Here is a 13630-nt window from a genome sequence, read left to right on the forward strand (position 1 = left end):
CCACTCAGCGAATCGTGGAGGTGTTTTCTGGCCTTTGGTTGGAGGCCGCCGCAGTTTTCAGGTACTGCCGACCCTGCAACACTTCGAGCCAGCCTCCGAACTGGTCACCGAAGGCACAGGCCGTGACCACGTCGTCTGCGGAGACGACGTGGATGAGCATGTGCGGGCGGTCCGCGCCCATGGGGAGGCCGACTTCGACGACGTGTATGTCAACCGCTACTGAACGCCGGACTGTCGACGAGTCGTACTGGCCCCCCCAGCACGACCTGACCGCAGACGTCCCAGTCATCGGCGGCGGCATCGCTGGCCTCTGCACCTCATGGGCACTGGTCCGGGCGGTTCTGGACGTTGTTGTCCTGAGGCGGACCGGATCGCCGCGGGTGCGACCGGATGCACCACGGCCAAACTGACGGCTGTGGTGCATGGCTTGGTATACGCACAGTTGGAAGCAAAGCACGGCGCCAGCAACGCCCGGCTGTACGCTCCATCACAACAGGACGGACTCGGCCGGACAGCCGCTCTCTGCGCCGAACTGAACATCGGACGCCGACCTGGAGCACGCACCCGCCTACACCTACACACGGGATCCGCAGCACCTCGATGAGGTCAGGGATGAGGCAGAGGCCGCACGGCGGGCAGGGCTCGACGCGTCCTTCGTGACCGACGCGGAACTGCGCTTCGAGGTGGCCGGTGCAGTGCGCGTGGCGGGGCAGTTCCATTCGCGGAAGTTCCTGCTGTCTCTGGCTGAGAAGGTCGTCACCGCAGGGGGCGGATCAACGAGCGCACCCGGGCCACCGAACTACACGACGGCTCCCGCTGCCGGCTCGCCGTCGAGGGCGGCATCACGGTTGAGGCACGCGATGCCGTTGTCGGGACGCGCTACCCCGTCTTCGACCGCACGCTGCTGTTCACTCGGCTCAAGCCGAGGATGGAACTGGTGATCGGGGCACCGGCAAGGCCTGGAGACGCTCCCGCAGGCATGTACATCACACCAGACGACGGCGTTCGTGCGATGCGCAGTGCGCCCTACGAGAAGGTCGTCGGCTGCTCATCGTCACTGGCGAATCGTTCGAACCGGGGGCAGGAAAGGTACGGGAGAGGTTCGCGCGCCTCGACGCCCGGGCCGGGGAGCGAATGCCGGGGTTCGCGGAGGCGGATACCGCCTCTCGCTGGGCAGCGCAGGACAACGATTCGAGCGATCACCTGCCGTACGTCGAACACGCCCACCCTGGCACTCAGCACGTCTTTGTGGCCAAGGGCTTCGGCGGGGTGATGGCTGGCCGGCTGCTTGCCGCGCAGATCGCGGGTGGGCCCGACCGGCCTGTACCGACCTGTACGACCCGCGGAGGCTTCCGTCGGCACGCGACGCGGGGTAACTCGTGGAGTTCCAGGCCGCTGTCGTCAAACACTTCGTCGGCGACCGCTTGCGCACCAGCCACGTCGACTCGGTGAACGACATCTCGCCCAGTAGCGGAGCCGTCGTGCCACTGCAGGAAAAAAACGGTGGGCGGTGTACCGCGACGAGTTGGGGCACGCCAGCGCGCTCTCGACGCGCTGCACACACCTCGGGCGTTCCGACAACGCGGCGAGCTGCCGTAGCTGACGCCGTGCGCCCGCCAGGGATTGCGGGACAGCCCTTTGGGGGTCTGCGGCCCCGAAACGGGGTAGATCCCCTGCCTGAAGTCGACGTCAGTCACGGCGTCACCTCTGTTGCCTTTGCTTCCTGGCGGGCGTCACGTCCTCTTCCCCTCCTCCTTCCTCGTATTCGTCCTCGTCTTCGTATTCGTCTTCGTCCTCAGGCTCCTCCTCGTATTCGTCTTCGTCCTCGGGTTCGTCCTCCTCAGGCTCCTCCTCGTAGTCCTCGTCCTCGGGCTCGTCCTCGTAGTCCTCGTCCTCGGACTCCTCGCTTTGTGCGCCCTCCTGCTCGGCGGCCTCTTCTTCTTCCATGGCGTCTTCGTGGGACACGACGACTTCACCGTCCCGGATTTCACCGCGCCAGCCCTCGGGCTCTTCCTGGGAGAGGGTGACGTATCGCTGAAAGTGCTTGAAGTCGAGTCGCATTCGGCGCCCTTGGGCGCGCCACAGGTTGCCCGTCTTCTCGAAGAACCCGGACGGGTAGTACTCCACGACCAGGACGATTCGAGTCAGGCTGGGCGCCAGCTCATGGAAGCTGACCGCACCACGGGTAGTTCCCTTGGCTCCCTCGGACGTCCAAACGATGCGGTCATCGGGAACCTGTTCCTGGACAGTCGCTTTGAAGCTGCGCGAGGAAGGGCCGACTTTGACCTTCCAGTCGCTGGACATCTCATCGCTCTTCGAAACGTCGCGAACACCCTTCGCGAAGCTGCTGAACTGGTCGTACAGCGTCCAGTGGTCGTACGCGACACGCAGGGGCACTCCCACATCGAGAACCTCGATGATGTTCATGACCTTTCCGCCGCTCGACTTGCGTTTCCCCTTTCCGCCGCCGAACGCTTCCTTGACCTTCCCCACGACTTTGTCCTTGAAGCCCTTGGCTTTCTCCCCGACGAATGCCTTCAGTGGGGAGTCGCCCTGAAGAATGCGGGAACCGATCGCGGGAAGTGATCCACTCTCGGCCACATCAGTGAGCTGCCCAGTGACATCGGTCAGTTTGTCGCCTGCTTTCTCGGCGAGTCTCTCCACCTGCGCAGTGAGGAAGTTGGACGCTTCTTCGCGAAGCCGGTCCGCGCCCGACTTTTGTGCCGTGGGCTGGTCTGTTTCCGTCCTGGTCATGGCTGGCTACCTCCGACGATCGGCGCGCTTGGACGCTGCTTGCTTCGACGACGTCGTCTTTCGGGCGGCGGACTTCTTGGCGGGAGCAGTTTTCTTCGCAGCCGTTTTCTTTGGCGGGGCCTTCTTCCGGGCGGCGGACTTCTTGGCGGGAGCAGTTTTCTTCGCAGCCGCCTTCTTTGGCGGGGCCGTCTTCCGGGCGGCAGACTTCTTGGCCGTCCGAGGCTTCTCTTCGTGGGCGGGAGCGGCTTTCTTGCGTGCCGCGCCCCCTCTGGGCTGGGCTGATTGGCGAGAACTGCGGCGCCGCTTCGGCTGCCTCTCTTCCGGCTCTTCCTCCTCCTCGTATTCCTCTTCCGGCTGTTCCTCCTCTTCCTCAGCCTGGCCCTCTTCGTACTCGGCCTCCGGCTCTTCCTCTTCCTCTTCGGGTTCCTCCTCTTCCTCGCTCTCCGCGCCTCCCTCTTCCGGCTCGTACTCCTCCTCATCCCCCTCTTCCTCCCCCTCATCCTGCTTCTCGCCGAGCCGCGCCGTGCGGTCGCTGAGGGCGTCAGCCAGCGAACTCATGCCCCGGTCGGCGGCAGCAGCCACCGCCTTACGGCCTGCGTCGAAGACTTCCCCTTTCAGTTGCTCCTGGAGCTCGGCGAACTGGGGAATCTCTCCGAGTCTGCGCATCCCTTCGGCGGCAAGCTGGCGGGGTTCAAGGCCGAATCGTCTCCCTGCCAGATACGTCGCAATTGTCAGCGCCAGCCGGCCCTTCTTCGTCCGGCCCAGCACATAGCCGCCCACTACTGCGGCCGCGAGGGTCACCTTGGCTGTGTCATCCATGGGTGCTTCACCTTCGATCGTTCGGTGCGGGGCCGACCTGCGCAGCATGCAGCCGGTCGAACATCCTTTCCCTTCCCGGTTCGAACTCCTCCGGGCTCATATCTCCGTCTTCAAACTCCCGGTTCAGTACAGCCAGCTGGGCACGGAGCACTCCTGGGTCGTGCAGCTCGCGCTCGGCGGCGTCGTTGAGCTTCTCCGCCACCCAGATCACTCCGCGGAACGGTGTGTTGGGGGGAGCGTGAGCAGTCCCGTGATCAGTCCCTGTCAGACTCCGACGGCCTGCACGTGAGTGCCCACAGCGGCGACGATGTTGCAACAGGGCAGCGCGCCCGCAAGACGCAACTCGATGTGTTCGAGGTGCGCGCTTCCGAATCGCTCCGCCGCGCTTCGGAAGTCGTCGCTTTCGCCACGTGGCTGCCGTCGAAGTCTTCCCGCCGCGCGGCCGACGTTCTTCTGCCATGCATCCAAGTCTGATCGGTATCGGGCACCTCGCACCTTGAGAGGATGTCGGGCGCACCAGCCGAGATGGGCGACCCTTGGTGATCGATGCTCTGGCGGCATAGCGGACGACGGTGCACGCGCCCATCCTTTTCATGGCTGCGGGGTCCAGGTGCCGGTCGTACGTTCACGCTGCCGGCCAGGTGCACGAAGGGCCGTGCCACGGCTGTGGTCCCGGCGTGCGCGAGTCCACGCCGGGCAAGGGCGAGACATTCCGAGTAACTGCGGCGCGAGACGTTGCAGCCAGGAACTCGTCGCCACCCGGCGGTCGATTGCTCCCCCTCCGCAATCTGATGCTCGTACATCCGCCGCGCGGCCACGGCGCCCTGGCCGCCCGCAACGTTCTCGCCGCGACCATCCCCTCCCTTCCGCCGCACCTGTGGCTTTCCCTGACCTGGGACCAGGGCTTGGAGGTGGTGGCCGCCGAACTCAGCGGCCGACCACGAAAGCTGGGAAGCCCCAGCCGAAGCATCTCGCCAAAGCCACTGGACTCAGTCGGCTGACCAGCAGTGTTGCGACGACCCCTCGAATCCGCCGGCCACCGGGCATCGGTGGGAAGACGAACTGTCAGGGCTGGTCCTCTCGTCCAGCCGCTCGCCCCGTGTCCTCGGGCATTTCTTCGACGACTTCCGCAAGTCGCCGCAGCATGCTGCGGTGCCGGATCTGCGCAAAGGCGTCGAGAACTGTGTTGTGGAGACTCCCTCCCAGTCCGCGCAGCGGATGCTCGTCGAGAATGACCAGGGTCTTGTCGCCCCACGGCCGGACGTCGAAGGCGATCCGTGCCGTACCCAACGGCCCTCCGTGCGCTTCGAGTTCCAGCGCGCGCGGCGCGTCGAGGCGACGGACCGTCGTGCGTCCACGGAACTCCTTCGGTCCCACACGCACCGTGTATTTGATCGACGATCCGACTTCCGGCCAACGCCCGACGCCAGGGCCGGAGTCGAAGGTCCCCACCACCCAGTCCGTGTAACGGCTCTCGTCCTCCAGAACCGCCCAGAGTACGGACGGTTCCCGGGCGATGAGCTGATGACGTACAGCCATGTGTGCTCCCATCCGGGACGCTGAATTCCCGCTCCCGGCGGCGATCTGCGGGCCGGCATCAACAGCTGCATCGAGCATGCGGCACCCGAGCACGCCGAGATCACAGCCGTCGCGGGACATCACATCGGCCGCACGGGGAACCGGAACAAGCAGCCCTACCAGTAATGCCGTCGACCGCCCACCGCACGCCCGGCGGCACCCAGGATCCAAAGAACGATGCCGATCGCGACGAGCACGATACCGATGGTCCACAGGATCGATATGCCGGCCACAAGACCGATGACCAGCAGAATGAGGCCGAGGATCATCATGGCGTCCTCCGTTCTCCCAGGTCTTTTCAGTATGCGCCTCACACATACACACGGCGATGCAGACCGCGCGAGGCGATCGTCCACCAGACCAGTCGTGTCTTGGCGTCGGTGCGCATACCTCGGTGGCCGACCGGGGCCCGATCGACCGCGAGTTCCGGTATGTAGACGAGGTGCTGACCATGGTTGAGTAACACATTGATCCACAGGGTGGCCATGCCGTCGGCGACGTCGACCGCCCCGACCACGTCCTCGTCGATGGCCAGCACGTCAGCGAGCAGGGCCAGCAATTCCGGTTCGTTGTTCAACACGCGCCGCGACAACCGCCGCTCGCCCTCGGCTCCCAGGAGCACGCAGTGGTCGTGGGTCTTGCCTCTGGACCTTACGACGGCCCGTGCAACCCACCAACAGGGCAGGACCCGCATGAGGGCCTTCTGCTGGTCGATGGAGATGTCGCAATCCACACCGACCAGCAGTAGACCCTCACTCGTTCAAGATCACCACACCGTGCGATAACCGTCACCCATCTCCGCGGACAGAACACCTAGGCGACGCGGCGGGCGCGGTGGCGGACTTCCCGGAGTCGGACCTCCGACGGGAGGCGGTCCAGGCCTGCCGAGTCCCGTGCGTGTGCGAGCGTTTCCCGGCTCAGTTGCTCCAGAGTCCGCGCCGGTTCCGCATGAGGCTTCAGCAACAGCCGTACTCGTGCGGCCGGAGCAGCACGCCGACCCGTCAGCCGCACATGAGCCCGCGAGATCCCGTCCAGGTCTTGCGCCTCTTCCTCGATTGCGTCCTCCAGCGCGCGGCCGTTGAGTCGGGCCGTCGAGTTGTCTTCGCTCTCGACGAGGACCTGGCCCAGCCGGTGTCTGCGCAGTTGCGCCAGAAGCCACCACAGCAGCAGCGCGAGAAGCACGGCGAGCACGGCAATGACGGCCGGCCACCACCAGTACTCTTCCCGCCACCGGGTGCGTCCCTCGGTGCCCAGCACGACATCGTTCGGACCTCGGAAGGGCCACCAGCCCGGCACGTCGAACCCCCAGCGGCGCTGCAGATCCAGCCCACCCAGCAGCACGCCACCACCCAGGGCGAACAGTCCAAGGCCGAGCAGCCCCAGCAGCACCCGGTTCACAGCCCTGAGCATGGGACACCTCACCCCTTCTTCGGACGCCGGACGCGCACGTGCAGCGTGGGCTGCCGGGCGAGCCCCAAGTTCGGTACGGCTTCGCCCAACGCGGCGTCCAAATCCGCGTGAACCTCGTTGAGATCGCGGAAATGTGCCTGTGCCCGGGCTCTGACCTTGCGGCGGCCGACATCGACCCGTGCCGATTGCACACCGGACACCCGTACGGCTCGGTCGCGCAGAATCAGGGCGGCTGCGTGGCGGTCGAGCCCGGCGCGGACCTCCTGGGCTCTGGGGATTCCGGTGGGCTGCCGCATGGGTAGCAGTCTGCGTAGTCCCGGCGTCACCGCCAGCAGGAAAAGCCACAGGCCAAGGGCCATCGCCACTGCCGCCCCGACGGTCATCCAGATGTCGTGCAGTGGTCGCGTGGCCAGTTCCTCGGCGAGCCGCCGTCGCCAGCTCATCCCGGGCCGGTCTGCCCGTACCGAGATCACGTCGTACAGGAGCAGCCCGATGGCTGCGGCGGACAGCAGCGCCACAATGACTGCCGGGATCCGCCGTGCGGACCAGAAGCGGCGCGCCGGCCGGCCGGCTCTATGGACCGCTGCCGTCGTGCCCTTGCCTCGGGGATTGTCCGCGGACGTGGTTGCCTGTCCCGCACCAGGGGGAATGTCGCCATCGCCGGTCGGCTGTCGCCAGGTGTTCGCGCTCATCTCACTCTCTCCCGGTTCGTATGCCGCGAGTGCACCGAGTGCAGCCTCTCGACCGACACCGTGAGCTCGGACACGTCCATACCGGCCCACGTCCTGAGCCGTTCGATGACCTCGCGGCGCACCGCAGCGCACTGAGCCCCGATGTCGGACGGATAGCCCAACTCCACGGCGATGCGCATCCGTACTCCGCCGAGCACGGCCGGGCGGCTATGGGCAGGAACGCGGCCCCGTCCTGCCTCGTCTCGCTCCGGTGCCTGCCGCACAGACGCCGTCACGCGTGGTGTCCGGCGGCCGGGCGGTACATGGCCGGCCGACTCGGTGAACCGGCTCAGCGCCTCGCGGGCCGCGTGGGAAGCGATCTTCCCAACGACCCGGTCGGAGACGGTGGTCGCACCCCGCTCCCCGCGAGGAGTGCCCGGACGACGATCGACGTCGCTGGTCACTGCCGCCAGTCTCCCCGAGCCTGCCGCCGGTCCTCGCGCATCCGCTGGTGGCCGTCACGGCGGCGGATGAAGTCACCCGGTTCGAGATCACCTTCCATCAAGCGCCCGGCGACAAGTCCGACGGCGCCCAGTACCAGCACGAGCAGGAAGGCCCAGAAGCCACCGAAGTACCCGGCGAAGCCCAGTGCCATTCCGGCAAGCAAGCCGACCACAGCCTTGCTCATCACGCGCTCCTTCGCTCAAGCGGGCTGCGCCCCCCTTGGCTACTGAACCCGCTGCCGCTGTTCCTCTTCGTCCTCCTCGTCGGGCAGCTTCACATCGCTGACCGCGATATCGACTTCCACCACTTCCAAGCCCGCCATCCGCTCCACTGCGGCGATCACGTTCTCGCGTACGTCACTGGCCACGTCCGTGATGGAGACGCCGTAGTCGACGACGATCTCCAGATCGATGGCCGCCTGCACCTCTCCCACCTCGACACTGACCCCGCGCGTGACGGATTTGCCACTACCGGCGCCAGGCATCCGCTCCCGCATGGATCCCATCGAGCGCGCGAATCCACTGCCCAGGGCATGGACGCCGGGCACATCGCGTGCCGCCATCCCAGCGATCTTCTCTACCACCACGTCGGCGATGGTTGTCCGACCGCGAGAGCCGGGCACACCGCCGTGCTTTACGCCGGTGTTCTCAGTCATCGGGCTATTCCTCCCTGAAGGAGATCACCTAGCACTCTTTGGTCGGATTATATTCGTTTTAGTAGGTTTTATCAGAAGTGTGGACCGTGATACTGGGTGGTTCAACGAGTGGTGCGAAGTGCCCTGCCCGTAGCTCCTGCGGAGTCGGGGTGTGGTGGGGGAGGAAGAGAACTGCGGCCATGGAAGAGGGCGAGAGGCCGGTGAAAACTGAGGCGTGGATGCAGGCAGTACGGCGCCAGCTCGACCTGGGGCGGCTGCTCCCGCTCGGAGGGCCTGACGACGGGACGTGGATCACCGAGCAAGCGGCCGTCCGGGCCCTCGGGCGCACGGCCGCTGAGATTCCCGGCGTTTGGCTGGAGAGCCTGCGCATCGGACCGGCACCGCTCGGGCCCGTGTCCGAGCCGTCCGTCCGTCCGCCGGCCGGCGCGCTACCGCCTGGCCCGCTCAGGATCGAGGCCGCATTCAACGCATTCATGAGGCAGCCACTGCCCCGGACAGCGGAGCAGTTGAGGAGCGCACTGCTCAACGTGGCCGCTGAACGGCTCGGCCTGGCCGCCGTGGCAGTTGACCTGCGCGTCACGGATCTCCATGAGGGCCCGGAGAGAGACGTCAGGTCGCGAACCACGGAGAGCGCCATGGGGCCCCCGCCGGAGGCCGCAGCCGCGCGAAGCTCGCTCCCAACCACACGAACGGGATCCATGCGGGGCCCCGGCGGGGAGCTGGCCGACGTCGCGGCGGCTGTTCCGGGCGTGGCCCGCCTCACCGCCGTGCTGGGAAGCCGCCCGGTCAAAGTGGAGCGACATGACTGTCCATCAGGCCAGCACGTCGAGGTACAGCTAGCGGTCGCCCCCGGGTACCATCCACTGGAGGTGGCCCGCGCCGTCCGGGCGGCGGTGGCCGACGCAGCCACCAGTGACACCGGGGGGCTGGTCACCGTCACCGTCCTCATCGCAGAAACCGCGGCCTAACTGTATTGATCACGAGCGTTGTTGACGCTGGGGCCGACCCCATCTCCTTCTTTCTGGACTGGCCGGAGCATCCGCTCGAAGCCGTCCTTGGCCAAGCGGTGGAAACGGGTGTGCAGCGTGGCCCACGGCCGTATCACTCGGGCACGTCCCGCCAGGGTGCCCCGGTCCGGACTTCCTGGCGACCCCATCGAGCGCGTTGCGGTCGTTCATTGTCTTTTGGCCCCGCAAGGACTCGAGCAGCAGCGACCGGACGAACTGCCGCTCGGAATCCGACAGTTCGCGGCGGCGTATCACCCGATCGGCGACCCCCTGAAGGCTTGCTCTCGGATCGAGAGATCATCGCCTCCCGCCTGTCGGTGACCCATTCGAGCGTTGTTTGACGGCCGTGCCTTCGCCCTCGATGGTCGGAATGCTGTGGCGGCTAGCGTGGATGCACCGCCCAGGTATGGGTGTACCTCACGCGCCCCTGAACGACCGTTCGAGCGTCTCGGCGGTCTTCTGACGGGCGAGCAACGGAAGGGCCTGACATGTCCAACCACTTCACCGGCCTCAGTCTTGGGCCACCACTCGGCGACCAGCGTCTCGATCTGTGCGACCTTTATGCTTTCGGGGCGCCCGGCGATCCAAGCAGGACCGTTCTCATCCTCAACGCCAATCCCAACGCAGATGCCATGCACCCCGACGCCGTATACCGCCTGAACATCGACAACGACGGCGATTACCTGACCGACGGCGCCTTCAGCTGGGTCTTCAGCCCGCCGGCATCCGACGGCTCGCAGACCTACAGCGTCTTCATGGCCACCGGTGCGGAATCCCGCAGGCCCGAGGCGGTCGGCACCAAGATCGTTTCAGACGCCGCCGTCTCCTTCGGCCCCCAGGCCAACGTGGTCAGCAGCGGCGACTACAAGGTGGCCGCCGGTAGCCGCAGCGATGCCTTTTTCTTCGACTTCGACGGAATCAAGAATCTGTTCGACACCAGCGGCAATCGGAATTTCACCGCGCCGCATCTGGGCGGAAGGTCCCCGTGGACCGGCGTTGACTCCAACAGCACGGCCAACGTCTTCTCCATGGCCATCGAACTGCCGACCGCGGAGCTGGCCCCCAAGCCCGAGCTGCACATCTGGGGCCGGTGCAGCGTCCAACGCGACGGCGAACTCGTCCACGCGGACCGGGCCGGGCACCCGTCAATGAGCAGCTTCTTCAACACCGACGACACGAAGGAGGAGTACAACGCCGGCGAGCCGGTTGACGACCGGGCCAGGTGGACGGACCAGTTCGTCCACCTATTGGGCCACACCGGCGGATACTCGCGTGAGGAGGCGATCACCGCGCTCGACGAGCACGGCCTCCTGCCGGACGTGCTGCACTTCGACCCGTCCAAGCCTGCCGAGTACCCGAATGGCCGGACATTCACGGAAGACGTCATCGACATCCGCGTCGCGTTGCTCACCAAGAACGAGGCGCCGCCCACCGGTCTGACGCCGCACACCGACACCCTGGACCGTTTCCCGTACCTCGGCAACCCGCACCCGGCAAACATGTCCTGACGGATCCCGGCGGGACGCACCCGGGGCTCCGACGGCCGAGCCGGGACAGGCCGATGCGCCGTGCAGCTGACGAAGCCGCACTGAACGGGCCTTCGTCGAGCCGCACTTGGGGAAACCCATGGCCATCTCCGCCTCAACATCGGCGCGCAGCGAAACCCGGTTCCGCGGCGGTCTCAAAGTGGCAGCGATCTGCTGCGGCCTGCTGAGCGGGGCGGCCGTCGCCACCACCGCCACTCCGCCCGCCGCCCAGGCGCAGCACGAGGAGCGAGGCCGGGGCATGCTGGTCTCCGCCGCGAAGTTGTACACGCTCGCGACGCCGGCCACGGCGACGACAACCGCAGCGATCAGGATGATGAGCCCCAGGATGAGAATCATGGCGTGCTCCGGGAAGTGCGGCGTATATCCAGACTGAGTCCAAGCACGAGCGTCGGATCCATGACGTCAGGTCCGGGCCAGCACTGCGTCCTCGGTGATCAGACTCATCGCCTGATCAGGAGTGATGGCTCGATCAGCCCACAGCAGGGCGCGTCGACACTGCATCGCTCGCCCTCACCTGTCACCGTTGGCCCAAGGCTGCAGCATCGCCGTCACACTCGATATGGCGCCCCGTCCCGCCCTGGACACCTGGGCCGACGTCGCCTTTCACCCGGCGCCAGGGCGGGGTGCGTAGTCGTCGGGCCCGGCAGGGGCCCCTGGCGGACGGTGGGGTCGACACCGCCGTACAGCTCGTCTTCCGGTGCCCGTCCGTGCCACTCCCGAGAAGGGCGCGCTCGGCGTGCGACCTGGTGGCGCCCGGGAGCCGAGTGGAGACGACAGGGGTGCTGCGCGGCTGCACAGGTGAGCACGCGTTCGGCCTGCGGTACAGCGGCCCTGCTGACCCTGCTGGTCAATTTGTCAGTGAGGCAGGCAGGGAGGACGATTGCTGAGGGGCAGGGCCTCATGCGTGATCGGAGGAATCCGTGATCGTCATCGGAGTCGTTCTGCTGAGCGTGGCGTTCCTGGCCGGGATCAGCATTCTGTGGACGGTCGGGATCATCCTGATCGTGATCGGGGCGACCCTGTTCCTGCTGGGAAGTCTGGGCCACGCGGTCGGACGACGGCATTACTGGCGGACGCGACCGCGCCCCGCTGTACGACAACCGCCAGCGCGTGAACCGGCCTGTTCGAGGCGTGGCAGGGGCGGCCGCATTGCACGGGGGTTCACTCGGCTAACGAGCGGAGGACCCAATGTCTCCTATTGTCGTGATCATCATCGCCGTCGTGCTGGTGCTTCTCTTGTGCACGGTGGCAGCGTGGATGGTTACCACGCGCCGCCGGAAGCTGCGGGAGCAGTTCGGCCCGGAGTACGAGCGGGCCGTGGAAGCCAAGCACGGCCGCCGGGCGGGCGAGCGTGAGCTGCGCGAGCGCGAGGAACGCCACGACGCGCTGGACATCAAGCCACTACCCGCACCTGTCCGCGACCGCTACACCCAGGAGTGGACCCGGGTGCAGGAAGGATTCGTCGACCGGCCCGACGACGCGGTCCACGAGGCGGACCGGCTCGTAACCACGCTCATGAGCGAACGCGGGTACCCGACCAAGGGGTACGAGCAGCAGCTGAAGGACCTGTCGGTCGAACACGGGCGCACGCTGGAGCACTACCGCGCCGCCCACGAGGTCAACAACCGCAGCAGCCGCCATCAGGCGACCACGGAGGAGCTGCGCGGCGCGATGGTGCACTACCGCGCGCTGTTCGAAGAACTGCTCCACAACGGCGACCGGCCACGCGGGAGCCAGGCGTGAGTCCGCGGCCAACGCTTGAGGACGACGAGCTGGCTCAGTCGGCGCCCGACCGGAGCAGGTGACGGACGGAAGTGAAGCGATGCGCAACCAGGACACACCCCAGAGGGACGAGGGCGTTCCGTCCACGGAGGACCTTACCGGTGCCCGGCAGGGCCCCGGAGATGAAGCGCCGGGCTTGGCTGACGTGCCACCGGAGTACCCCGAGGAGGCCACGACCACCGACGATGAGGGCCGGGAGGAAGGTGGCGGCCGGGCATCCGCCGGTGAACGCCGCGCAGCGGAACCGGCCGAGGAGAACGAACCCCTGCTCGGGAATGAGCAGGAGGGATTCCGCGCCAGGTGGCAGAAGATCCAGGGCGAATTCGTCGACGACCCCAAGAACGCCGTCAACGCGGCCGACCAGCTGGTCGCCGAGACGATGCAGGCGCTGGCCACGACCTTCTCCGAGCACAAGCGCGGCCTCGAAGGCCAGTGGCAGCGCGGCGAGCAGGTGGCGACCGAAGATCTGCGCCTTGCGCTCCAGCAGTACCGATCGTTCTTCAACCGCCTGCTCAGCACCTGACCAACCCTGCCGCCGCCAGGTCCCCGCAGACGACCGCTGACTCGCCCCTCCCAATGCACTGGCAGATCACTCACCAAGGACGGCAGACCATGAGCATCGCGAAGAAGATCGCGCACAAAGCCGAAGCGGTCAAGGGCGGCACCAAAAAGGCTGTCGGCCGCGGAACAGGTAGCCGACGTCTGCAGGCGGAAGGGCGCGGCGACCAGATCAAGGGCAACGTCAAACAGGCTGCGGCGAAGATCAAGGACGCCTTCAAGCACTGACCATTGCGCCCTTCGGCCGCAGCCCCGGGGTCTGTGGCCGCTATTGCTGACGACTCGCGCTCCCTCGCCGGAGCGCGGGGCGCCGCCTCGTCGTCGGACGGCTCCTGCAGGGGCATC

The 13630-nt window shown here is 66.8% G+C and carries 19 protein-coding genes and 1 pseudogene; 8 read left to right on the plus strand and 12 right to left on the minus strand.

All coding sequences use genetic code 11. The annotated features are described in order from the left end of the window. Positions 1-4: 4 nt before the first annotated feature. The 4 genes from ACIOHC_RS29345 to ACIOHC_RS29360 all read right to left on the minus strand — a co-directional run bounded on the left by ACIOHC_RS29345 (position 5) and on the right by ACIOHC_RS29360 (position 3775). On the minus strand, positions 5-160 hold the full coding sequence (locus ACIOHC_RS29345; protein ID WP_401844625.1) for a hypothetical protein: 156 nt from the start codon (positions 158-160) through the stop codon (positions 5-7). 1541 nt (positions 161-1701) lie between these two features. Beyond that, positions 1702-2754 (minus strand): SRPBCC family protein, encoded by a 1053-nt coding sequence (locus tag ACIOHC_RS29350; RefSeq protein WP_365692254.1) that lies wholly within the window; start codon positions 2752-2754, stop codon positions 1702-1704. A 6-nt stretch (positions 2755-2760) separates the two neighbouring features. Then, positions 2761-3573: a histone protein gene (locus tag ACIOHC_RS29355; protein ID WP_365692253.1), complete on the minus strand. Its 813-nt coding sequence runs from the start codon at positions 3571-3573 to the stop codon at positions 2761-2763. 7 nt (positions 3574-3580) lie between these two features. Then, positions 3581-3775, minus strand: a complete 195-nt coding sequence (locus tag ACIOHC_RS29360) for a gas vesicle protein GvpG (RefSeq protein WP_389637787.1) — start codon at positions 3773-3775, stop codon at positions 3581-3583. An 83-nt stretch (positions 3776-3858) separates the two neighbouring features. Between ACIOHC_RS29360 and ACIOHC_RS29365 the strand changes: the two genes are divergently transcribed. Next, entirely contained in the window at positions 3859-4047 is a 189-nt protein-coding gene (locus ACIOHC_RS29365) for a hypothetical protein (protein WP_365692252.1), read from the plus strand. A gap of 591 nt (positions 4048-4638) precedes the next feature. Here the strand turns inward: ACIOHC_RS29365 and ACIOHC_RS29370 are convergent. The 8 genes from ACIOHC_RS29370 to ACIOHC_RS29405 all read right to left on the minus strand — a co-directional run bounded on the left by ACIOHC_RS29370 (position 4639) and on the right by ACIOHC_RS29405 (position 8391). Then, the gene (locus tag ACIOHC_RS29370) at positions 4639-5232 is read right to left on the minus strand and encodes an SRPBCC family protein (RefSeq protein ID WP_351082270.1); all 594 of its coding nucleotides are present in this window, start codon (positions 5230-5232) and stop codon (positions 4639-4641) included. Between the two features lie 35 nt (positions 5233-5267). Further along, a complete protein-coding gene (locus ACIOHC_RS29375; RefSeq protein ID WP_401844627.1) occupies positions 5268-5423 on the minus strand; it encodes a hypothetical protein in 156 nt (51 codons plus the stop codon). Between the two features lie 38 nt (positions 5424-5461). Continuing rightward, on the minus strand, positions 5462-5845 hold the full coding sequence (locus ACIOHC_RS29380; RefSeq protein ID WP_401844721.1) for a transposase: 384 nt from the start codon (positions 5843-5845) through the stop codon (positions 5462-5464). Between the two features lie 119 nt (positions 5846-5964). Next, entirely contained in the window at positions 5965-6561 is a 597-nt protein-coding gene (gene amaP / locus ACIOHC_RS29385; protein WP_401844630.1) for an alkaline shock response membrane anchor protein AmaP, read from the minus strand. Between the two features lie 8 nt (positions 6562-6569). Continuing rightward, positions 6570-7253 carry a DUF6286 domain-containing protein gene (locus tag ACIOHC_RS29390; protein WP_365692248.1) on the minus strand — a complete coding sequence of 228 codons (684 nt, stop codon included), beginning with the start codon at positions 7251-7253 and terminating at the stop codon, positions 6570-6572. Continuing rightward, positions 7250-7432 (minus strand): hypothetical protein, encoded by a 183-nt coding sequence (locus ACIOHC_RS29395; RefSeq protein WP_351082277.1) that lies wholly within the window; start codon positions 7430-7432, stop codon positions 7250-7252. The genes ACIOHC_RS29390 and ACIOHC_RS29395 overlap by 4 nt, the downstream gene beginning before the upstream one ends. Before the next feature lie 260 nt (positions 7433-7692). Continuing rightward, entirely contained in the window at positions 7693-7920 is a 228-nt protein-coding gene (locus ACIOHC_RS29400; protein WP_351082279.1) for a hypothetical protein, read from the minus strand. Positions 7921-7959: 39 nt separating this feature from the next. Beyond that, positions 7960-8391, minus strand: coding sequence for an Asp23/Gls24 family envelope stress response protein (locus ACIOHC_RS29405; protein WP_351082281.1), 432 nt, complete (start codon positions 8389-8391; stop codon positions 7960-7962). A gap of 179 nt (positions 8392-8570) precedes the next feature. Between ACIOHC_RS29405 and ACIOHC_RS29410 the strand changes: the two genes are divergently transcribed. From ACIOHC_RS29410 to ACIOHC_RS29440, 7 genes and pseudogenes are all read left to right on the plus strand, one after another. Further along, positions 8571-9359, plus strand: coding sequence for a hypothetical protein (locus ACIOHC_RS29410; RefSeq protein ID WP_401844634.1), 789 nt, complete (start codon positions 8571-8573; stop codon positions 9357-9359). Positions 9360-9886: 527 nt separating this feature from the next. Then, entirely contained in the window at positions 9887-10906 is a 1020-nt protein-coding gene (locus ACIOHC_RS29415) for a DUF4331 family protein (protein ID WP_351082284.1), read from the plus strand. 118 nt (positions 10907-11024) lie between these two features. Continuing rightward, on the plus strand, positions 11025-11318 hold the full coding sequence (locus tag ACIOHC_RS29420; RefSeq protein WP_365692246.1) for a hypothetical protein: 294 nt from the start codon (positions 11025-11027) through the stop codon (positions 11316-11318). 547 nt (positions 11319-11865) lie between these two features. Further along, positions 11866-12015 (plus strand): annotated as a pseudogene (locus ACIOHC_RS29425) (DUF6131 family protein); the annotation flags it as partial. 118 nt (positions 12016-12133) lie between these two features. Next, positions 12134-12688 carry a hypothetical protein gene (locus tag ACIOHC_RS29430; protein ID WP_351082288.1) on the plus strand — a complete coding sequence of 185 codons (555 nt, stop codon included), beginning with the start codon at positions 12134-12136 and terminating at the stop codon, positions 12686-12688. Positions 12689-12872: 184 nt separating this feature from the next. After that, entirely contained in the window at positions 12873-13250 is a 378-nt protein-coding gene (locus ACIOHC_RS29435) for a hypothetical protein (protein WP_351082358.1), read from the plus strand. An 89-nt stretch (positions 13251-13339) separates the two neighbouring features. Next, positions 13340-13513 (plus strand): CsbD family protein, encoded by a 174-nt coding sequence (locus ACIOHC_RS29440; RefSeq protein ID WP_401844636.1) that lies wholly within the window; start codon positions 13340-13342, stop codon positions 13511-13513. The last annotated feature ends 117 nt before the right edge of the window (positions 13514-13630 follow it).

Source organism: Streptomyces sp. NPDC088252 (assembly GCF_044740965.1).
Classification (GTDB): Bacteria; Actinomycetota; Actinomycetes; order Streptomycetales; family Streptomycetaceae; genus Streptomyces.